The organism is Streptosporangium sp. NPDC005286 (assembly GCF_040607515.1).
Taxonomy (GTDB): domain Bacteria; phylum Actinomycetota; class Actinomycetes; order Streptosporangiales; family Streptosporangiaceae; genus Streptosporangium.
Window position 1 is genome coordinate 20682 of sequence record NZ_JBEXGU010000125.1, and the last position, 7249, is coordinate 27930.

Here is a 7249-nt window from a genome sequence, read left to right on the forward strand (position 1 = left end):
TGTGACGCTCGGATGCTACCCGCACACGACGAACGACCGTCGGGCGAGTGCCCCCATCCGGCTTCCAGGCGGCGGAATCGGCGTGGCGGGTGCCCTGGCGGGCCCGGCGCCGCCGACAGGTCGTCTCCGCGCCCCGCCCGGCTCTTTCCCCGCCGGGACGCTCGCCTACGGGACAGCACTCGCCACGACATCGACTCCCCTGACGCGAGCCGCATGAAAGGTGAGGCCGTCACGGAAGCAGCAGGCCCCAGTAGAGGCCCCACGGGATGAACACCAGCCCGCCGGCGACCAGGAGGCCGAGCCGTACCCTCTCCCCCGGCGGCACGGACCCGCGGGCGCGGTGCCAGGCCAGCGCGGTGAGAAGCGCGGCGACCGCGGAAGCCACCGCGAGGGCCTGCAGTGCGAGCCAGATCAGCGGGCGTTCGGCCAGAACGGGGCCGGGAGCGGCCAGCTTGCCGCCGGTCATCACCAGGTAGAACAGGTAGGAGAGCGACCCGAGCAGCACCGCGAGCCCTCCGGCGCTGAGGAACCGCGCGGCCCTGCTCACCGGCGCCCGCGAGCCGCCGCGCAGCCGACGCGCCAGCGCGACCAGCGGATAGGCGGCGAACGCGACGACGAGCAACACCAGTACCGCGAGCTGCATCGGCGCCGACTCCCACCAGGTCGGCGGCTCCACCGGCACGGTCGGGGACTCCTGGACGGGATCGGGGCCGGACGTCCGCGCGGTGGGCGGACGGCCCGCCGTGACGTCCTGGACCCAGGAGCCGACCAGGTCGGCGTATCCGGGAGCGAGCTCGGGCGACCGGGTGACGCCGCCGTCCGGGGTCAGGTGTGCGGCGTGGTCGGCGTCGGGGAAGAAGCGGAACGTGTAGTTCCGGTTGCCGCCATGCTCAAGCGCCCGGGCGAACCCCGGCGGGCTCTCCCGGGGCGGGGTCAGCAGATCGTGGACGCCCCAGATGCCGAGCACCGGCTGGTGCACGGCGGCCATGGTCGGCGCCGGGTCGTAGTACGGCTCGGGGAACATGCCGCCGTCCGCAAGCGTCCGGTACAGGTTGAGCTCGGCCCGGTCGACGAGTGGGCCCGACACCCCGGCCTTGCGCAGCCCGGCCGCCACGGCCCAGGTCTGCTGGCGCAGTGGTTGCAGGCTGTTCGCGCCCACGAGCACGACGAAGGCGATGTCCTTCGAACGTGAGGCCGCGATCGGGGCCACCCATCCGCCCTCGCTGAAGCCCCAGACGCCGACTTTCGCCGGGTCGACGCCCGGCTGGGAACGCAGCGTGGCCGCGGCGCCGAGAGCATCGTCGGCGAGCTGCGAGTACGAACGCTGGAAAAGCGAGTAGCCCTTGGACCTCTTGTCGTAGATCAACACGGACAGGCCCTGGCGGGCGAAACCGACGGCTTCGCTCATCAGCTTCGTGCGGGGCGTACCCGTACCCGAGCCGTGCACGAGGACGATGCCGGGCCGGGCGGGCTTTGCCGCGGCGGGTGAGAGGACCGTGCCGTGCAGGGTGAGCCCCCCGTCGCCGCGGAAGCTCACCTGCGTCGCCTTCAGGTCGGGCGGTACGGCAGGCGGAGTCTCGGTGGTCGCCGCGGCGGCCGCGGGGGTGGCGAGCAGGCAGAGGGCGGTGAGCGCCGCCAGGAGGCTTCGTCGCATAATGCCGACGATATTCGACAGAGAGATGTCTGCAAACATTTCTCTGCAGATATCGTTCTGTGGTACTAGACTGCTCCTCATGAAGGATGAGGAGTCATTCCTGCTCGACGACCCGGCGCGGCTCAAGGCACTGGCCCATCCCATGCGGCGGCTCATGCTGCGCCACCTCGACGTGCACGGCCCCGCGACGTCGACGACGCTCGGCGAGTCGCTCGGCGCCAATACCGGCACGACCAGCTACCACCTGCGCCAACTTGAGAAAACCGGCTTCATCGAGGAGATCCCTGAGCGCTCGACGGGCAGGGAGCGCTGGTGGCGCAAGGTCGAGGGACCGAGAGACATGCGGCTGCCCACGCCCGACCAGCTCGCCCCCGAGGACCGCCCCGTGCTCGCCGAGTTCCACCGGGTCGGCATGGACGAGGATCGCGTGCTGTTCGAGCGCTTTCCCGAGGCTTACCTGCGCGACCCCGACTGGGCCAGGGGATCGCGCGGTCTCGGCCGGATGACCAAGGCCGAGTTCCAGGAGTTCTTCGACGCCTACATCGCGCTGCTGATGAAGTACAGCCATCGGGCGGAAGACGCTCCGCCGGACGCGCGCCCCCTGTACATCCGGCTCTTCGCCCTACCCGCCGACGAGGACTGACTGCGTACAGCCGGCCTGGCCCCCGCTCGGGGGACAGGACACCTGGCCAAGCCCTACTAGGCGCAGGCGGCCATGGCGGGGCGGGCGTTCTCCCGTCCGGGGAACTCGACCCTGGAGAAGTGCTTGTCGAGCAGCCTGCGGACCGTACCGTCCTTGTAGAGGGCGGCGATCACTCCCCTGACGGCCTCGCAGGTGCGCCTGTCGCCCTTCTTGAGCGCCACCGCGTAGCGCTCGTCGGTGAGCTTGAGACCGAGCAGCCTGTGGTGGATGCTCTCCCGGTTGCCGTAGCCGGCCAGCAGCAGGTCATCGCCGGGGATCGCGTCGACCTCACCGGCCCGCAGCTTGTCGACGCACTCGGAGTAGGTCTTGGCGGGCACCAGGGTGAGCCGCTCGACCACGTCCTGGATCACGGCCACGGAGACGCTGGCGGCCGGCTCGCACATCCGGCTGCCCTCCAGGCCCTTCACGGTCACGATCAGCGAACTGTCCTTGACGAGGGCGTCGACGTGGGCGAGGTAGTAGGGCCCCGCGAAGGTGACGTCGTCGGTGTCGTTGATCGAGTAGGTCGCCAGCACCAGGTCGATGTCACCGTCCGCCAGCAGCTTCGGCCGCTCCGCGCGGGCGGTGGACCTGAAGGTGACGCCGCTCTCCGGCACCCCCAGCGCCTTGGCGATCTCAAGGGCCAGGTCGATCTCGAAGCCGCCCCACTTCCCGCCGTTGTTCAGTGCGATGCCGGGCAGGAAGTCGCGCACGCCGATGGTGAGCCTGCCCGTCTTGGCGGCCTTGTCGACCACCGAGGTGTACGAGGGGCGGGCGGTCTCGGCCGGCTCCGGCTCGCCCTGGGAGACGGTCCTCGGCCACCAGCGGACCGCGGCGAACGCCGCCCCCGCGATCAGCAGCACGGCGACCCCGATGGCGATCCAGCGCCTCCCCTGCCGGCGGGCCGGTGGCGCCGCCGGCCCGCCGACAAGGGTCGCGGACACCTGCCAGCTGGGCGGCGGCACCTCCCCCGCCTGTTCCGGGGAGGCCACGCTGTCGCCGTATCCGGGAGACGAGGGGTACTCCCGGTAGCCGGGAGAGGACGGGTACTCGCCATACCCGGGGGACGAGGGGTACTCCCGGTAGCTCGACGGGCGGCGCTCCGGAGAGCGGTGGTCGGGGTGGGACGGGCTCTCCGCGGGACCGTGCGCGGACGGGAGGTCGCCCCGGCCGGAGGTCTCACGGCGTTCGCCCTGCCCCGGCCGCCTGGTCCGGTCCTCCTGTCCCTCGGTACCGGTACCCTCCTGACCAGGGCGGAGGGGCGGGTCCTGGGCGAGGTTTCCCATCCGGAGCCCGGTGGACGGCAGGACCGGCTCACCCGGGGCGTTCGTCCGGTGAGTCGGGGTGCGCATCAGACTGGTCGCGTCGTCGTCGGGGCCCGGACCTTGGGCACGGGGCCGAGGCCGGTCGTGGCCCTGATCACGAGCCTGGGACTCGTCGCGGTTCCGGGTGCGGGAGCGGAGCTCGTCGGGGGCGGCGACCTTGGCCCCCTGGGTGAGGATCGCGGGCGAGGCGTTCACCGTCTCGGGGTGGCCGAGCATCCTGAGCAGGATCTGGTCCGCCGAGGGCCGGTCGGCGGGTGACTTGGCCAGCGCCGAGGTGACCACGCCGCGCAGCGGCTGCGGCAGCGAGCCGAGGTCGACCTCGTGGTTGAGGATGCGATTGAGCACCACGGCGATCGACCTCCCTTCGAAGATCGTCTCGCCGGTCGCGGCGAACGCGATGGTCGCTCCCCAGGCGAAGACGTCGGTGTGCGGCCCGACCTCGGAGCCGGAGATCTGCTCGGGCGCCATGTAGGCGGGGGTGCCGATGGCCCGGCTGGTGATCGTGCCGGTGGAGTCGAGGATGCGGGCGATGCCGAAGTCGACGACCCTCGGGCCGTCGGCGGCGATGAGCACGTTGTCCGGTTTGAAATCGCGGTGCACGATCGAGGCGTGGTGGATCGCGGTGAGCGCGGTGGCCGTGCCGATCGCCAGCCGCTGCAGCGCGGCGCCCCGCAGGGGGCCGTCGGTCTCCACGACCTCGCTCAGCGACCTGCCCTCGATGTACTCACTCGCGATGTAGGGGGTGTCGCCCTTGAGGTCGGCGTCCAGGACGGCCGCCGTACAGAAGGACGCGACCCGCTGGGCCGCCCGCGCCTCCCTGGCGAACCTGGACCTGGCGGTGGCGTCGCCGGAGAACTTCACGTGCAGCAGCTTGATCGCCGCCCGCTCCCCCGCGGCGTTGATCCCGAGGTAGACGATGCCCTGCCCGCCCTCGCCGATCTTTCCGACGACGCGGAACGGCCCAAGCTGGCGCGGCTCTCCCGCTTCCAGTGGCGCGATCTCCGACATCATCGCCCCCACGGTCTCGTAATCTCCAACGTGGCAAACTTTACGGCGCCATAGCTCATACCCTCCCTTTGTTATCCCGACGTGACCTCAGTTTTCCTACAACGTGGCCATGTCCACAGCCCCCGTCATGGTGAGATGCCAGACACGTTCACTCCCCAATCTCCGACATTCACCCCAATCTGGCGCTCCAGCCGCTTAGATCGCTACCGTTGTACGTCCCTCAGGCAAGCCGGAGCAAAAACTTCCATGCGCCGATATATCGGTTATCGCGAGTTCGTACAGCGCGATCAGCGTTCCCTCGTCGGCACCGCCCTCCTTCTCACCGGCAGCCACGAGCAGGCCATCCGCCTCGCCCTGCGCTCCTTCCACACGGTCGCCCTCTCCTGGCCGCCACCGGTGTGGGAGAACCCCACCACGCACGCCCAGATCGCGCTCTACCGCCGCTTCCTGGCGCGGCCGAGCGCCGCCGGGCCGACGGCTCTGGTGCGGCTGCCTCCCCGGCAGCGCCTCCTCGTCGTCGCCTGCCTGCACGACGGCAGGAGCCGCGCCGAGATGGCCTCCGTCCTCGGCCTGCCGGAGAAGACGGTGGAGGCGGAGATCACCGAGGCGGTCGACACCCTCACCAAGGGGAACGAGACCCGCCTCGTCAACAGGATGGCCACGGCGGCGGGCGAGGCGTCGGTTCCCGACCTCAGCGCCCGGTCCATGCGCACGCTCAGGCGGCGTCGCAACCGGGGAGCCCTCCTCGCCGTGGCGGCGGCGCTGGTACCGGTCGGCCTGATCGCCGCCTTCGTCATGCTCCAGCGCGCGGAGGTGTGGAACTCGGCGCTGGGCGAGCGGAACCGGCCGCACGCCGCACAGGTCCAGGAGCCGGTACGGGCGGTCTCCAGCCCCGCGCCGAGCGCCACCCCGGCACCGTGGCAGGCGCCGCGGACCTCCTCGGTGATCCGCTACGCGATCCCCGGCCGCTGTCCCGGCCAGGGCGTCCAGGCGGACGGCACGTCCCCGGCACGGGCCGGCGACGTGACCTGCGCGGGCTGGACCCTGAAACTGGTCTCCAGCGGCTCTGAGAACTCCGCTCCCGGCCTTCCCCCGTGCGAGGGCACAGATCCCTGCGAGTCGACGCTGAGCGTTCCCGACGCCGCTCAGCGCCTCGCGCGCGGCGACGGCGAGGAGCACCCTCGGCTGGTTCCCGCCATCAGCCATGACGGGCGCCGCATCGCCTACCTCAGCGCGGCGGAGCGCCGCTATGTCGCCCACGACCTCGGCAGCGGGGTGAAGCGCTACCTGTCGCCGGTTCTCGCCTCCGCCGACACCGAGAACGGCACGCTGGTGAGCGTCTCCTCCAACGGCCGCCACTTCACGGTCACGCTCGGCGAGCGGCGGCTGCGAACCGACTTCACGACCGGCGACCTGACGTCCGTACCGGCGGAGCAGCTGCCGCCGACCGAGAAGGTCGCCGCCTGGCTTGGCAAGAGGTACGGCACCTGGGCCGACTCTCCCAGCGGTAGGTACTCCGCCGCGATCGTCGCGGGGAAGGGCGAGGACCCCCACAGTCTCCATGTCATCGACGCCGAGTCGCGGCGGGTCTTCAGGCGGCTCCCGCTCCCCGAGACGGAGCGGCCCGCCACCGCCGAGGTGGTGAGCTGGCTGGACACCCGCGAGGTGGTCGTCAGGATGAGCGCCAGGGACGGCGGCGAACCCCTCGGCCTCTTCCGGGTGGACGCCGTCACCGGACGGGCGCGCCCCCTGCCCGGCCTCCCCGCCGACGCCCCGATCGTGCTGGGGGCCGCGGTGACCCCGTGATCCCGTACGACCAGCGGGAAAACACGGAAAAAGGCCGCCCCGGAGACACGGCGGCCCCACGACCCCGTACGACCAGCGGGAAAACACGGAAAAGAGCCGCCCCGGAGACACGGCGGCCCCACGACCCCGTACGACGAGCGGGAAAACACGGAAAAAGGCCGCCCCGGAGACACGGCGGCCCCACGATCCCGTATGACGAGCGGGAAAACACGGAAAAGGGCCGCCGTAGGGGCGGCCCTTTCCTCGCGGTCGGGGGTTGACCTGACGCGGTCAGACCATCTTCTTCTTCAGGTTCTCGTCCAGCGCCGCCAGGAAGTCCTGGGTGGTCAGCCACTTGGCGTCGCCGCCGACCAGCAGGGCGAGGTCCTTGGTCATCTGACCGCCTTCGACGGTCTCGACGCAGACCTGCTCCAGCTTGTCCGCGAAGTCGATCACCGCGGGAGTGTTGTCGAGCTTGCCGCGGTGCTGGAGACCCCGGGTCCACGCGAAGATCGAGGCGATCGGGTTCGTGGAGGTGGGGTTGCCCTTCTGGTGCTCACGGTAGTGACGGGTCACCGTGCCGTGGGCGGCCTCGGCCTCGACGGTCCGGCCGTCGGGGGTGAGCAGGACCGAGGTCATCAGGCCGAGGGAGCCGAAGCCCTGGGCGACGGTGTCGGACTGGACGTCGCCGTCGTAGTTCTTGGCGGCGCCGGGGTGCAGCAGCTCGATGGAGGCACCGGGTACGTGTGGCGCGATATGCGGCCACGCCGCGATGACGTTGTCACTGCCGGCAAC

At 71.1% G+C, this 7249-nt stretch carries 5 protein-coding genes; 2 read left to right on the forward strand and 3 right to left on the reverse strand.

Annotated elements, in window-relative coordinates; translation table 11 throughout:
* Positions 1 to 229: 229 nt before the first annotated feature.
* Positions 230 to 1654: a prolyl oligopeptidase family serine peptidase gene (locus ABZU75_RS33325; protein WP_355562988.1), complete on the reverse strand. Its 1425-nt coding sequence runs from the start codon at positions 1652 to 1654 to the stop codon at positions 230 to 232.
* A 79-nt stretch (positions 1655 to 1733) separates the two neighbouring features.
* Here ABZU75_RS33325 and ABZU75_RS33330 point away from each other — a divergent pair, with 79 nt between their 5' ends.
* Positions 1734 to 2297 carry a helix-turn-helix domain-containing protein gene (locus ABZU75_RS33330; protein ID WP_355562991.1) on the forward strand — a complete coding sequence of 188 codons (564 nt, stop codon included), beginning with the start codon at positions 1734 to 1736 and terminating at the stop codon, positions 2295 to 2297.
* Positions 2298 to 2353: 56 nt separating this feature from the next.
* On the opposite strand, the gene ABZU75_RS33335 is transcribed toward ABZU75_RS33330, so the two are convergent.
* Entirely contained in the window at positions 2354 to 4672 is a 2319-nt protein-coding gene (locus ABZU75_RS33335) for a transporter substrate-binding domain-containing protein (protein WP_355562994.1), read from the reverse strand.
* A gap of 243 nt (positions 4673 to 4915) precedes the next feature.
* Here ABZU75_RS33335 and ABZU75_RS33340 point away from each other — a divergent pair, with 243 nt between their 5' ends.
* A complete protein-coding gene (locus ABZU75_RS33340) occupies positions 4916 to 6475 on the forward strand; it encodes a sigma factor-like helix-turn-helix DNA-binding protein (protein WP_355562997.1) in 1560 nt (519 codons plus the stop codon).
* Positions 6476 to 6745: 270 nt separating this feature from the next.
* Here the strand turns inward: ABZU75_RS33340 and ABZU75_RS33345 are convergent.
* Positions 6746 to 7249, reverse strand: a 504-nt coding sequence (locus ABZU75_RS33345) for an isocitrate/isopropylmalate family dehydrogenase (protein ID WP_355563000.1), incomplete at its 5' end; no start/stop codon positions are given.

Excerpts from the sequence above, each read along its gene's own strand:
- ABZU75_RS33325 (WP_355562988.1), bottom strand. The coding sequence starts at position 1,654 with ATGCGACGAAGCCTCCTGGCGGCGCTCACCGCCCTCTGCCTGCTCGCC.
- ABZU75_RS33330 (WP_355562991.1), top strand. The coding sequence starts at position 1,734 with ATGAAGGATGAGGAGTCATTCCTGCTCGACGACCCGGCGCGGCTCAAG.
- ABZU75_RS33335 (WP_355562994.1), bottom strand. The coding sequence starts at position 4,672 with ATGATGTCGGAGATCGCGCCACTGGAAGCGGGAGAGCCGCGCCAGCTT.
- ABZU75_RS33340 (WP_355562997.1), top strand. The coding sequence starts at position 4,916 with ATGCGCCGATATATCGGTTATCGCGAGTTCGTACAGCGCGATCAGCGT.